Origin of the sequence: Photorhabdus heterorhabditis (assembly GCF_001280945.1) — a bacterium.
GTDB classification, from domain to species: domain Bacteria; phylum Pseudomonadota; class Gammaproteobacteria; order Enterobacterales; family Enterobacteriaceae; genus Photorhabdus; species Photorhabdus heterorhabditis.
This window is the reverse complement of the sequence record NZ_LJCS01000210.1, coordinates 1-686: the sequence shown is the minus strand read 5'-3', so window position 1 is coordinate 686 and position 686 is coordinate 1. Positions and strand designations below refer to the sequence as shown.

Here is a 686-nt window from a genome sequence, read left to right as displayed (position 1 = left end):
AGGTTGAGTTCCGCTACGAAAAAATCACCTGGACGTACAAAGACGGCAACATCATTCACTCAGATGCGTGGAATGAGCGCAGTCAGGCGTAATGGCTGATCGGCTGCTATGTCGGAGGAATGGCAGCCATTTAATCCAACCGGTGCGGCGTTATTGCTGCGCCGGTTGATCGCGGGTACTGGGTAGGCGAGCCTTCCAGACTAACCATTTTAATCCCCGGGGACGGGCACATTCTGAGCAAAAAATCACGGATGAGATTCAGCCATGCGATAGCGATGGCAAAACGGTTTATTTCTTGAATGTGGCCTGACCTCTTATTAACACCGGAACTTTATATGGATACGGTATCAACTTCATTATTGTGTCGCTTAAATCCCTATTGCGCGCAGACATTGAACGCGGCAGCGGTACTCTGCCAGATATGGGCACAGGCTGAAATCATCCTGACCCGCATTGAAACGGAGAGTCAGCCATGATCCCTTCAACGCCAGTGGTCATCTTTGATCACAGTCGCTATCGGCTGAAAGTCTGGAATAACACGGCACCGCTGGATGTGCTGGCGTTTACCGGACAGGAATATTTAAGCCAGCCTTTTTGCTACACCATTGAATTTACCAGCCCGGAGAAGGCGATTGCGCCGGCGCAGATGCTGATGCAGGACGCCTCATTTACCCTGACTTCCCCGC

Annotated in this window: 2 protein-coding genes and 1 pseudogene; all 3 read left to right on the top strand. The window is 51.3% G+C overall.

Annotated features, from left to right (window positions below; genetic code table 11):
• Positions 1–92: pseudogene (locus AM629_RS22915) on the top strand (type VI secretion system tube protein Hcp); the annotation flags it as partial.
• Between the two features lie 243 nt (positions 93–335).
• On the top strand, positions 336–476 hold the full coding sequence (locus AM629_RS24130) for a hypothetical protein (protein ID WP_161804269.1): 141 nt from the start codon (positions 336–338) through the stop codon (positions 474–476).
• On the top strand, positions 473–686 hold a 214-nt coding region (locus tag AM629_RS21370), incomplete at its 3' end, for a hypothetical protein (protein WP_152912069.1). The genes AM629_RS24130 and AM629_RS21370, both read left to right, overlap by 4 nt.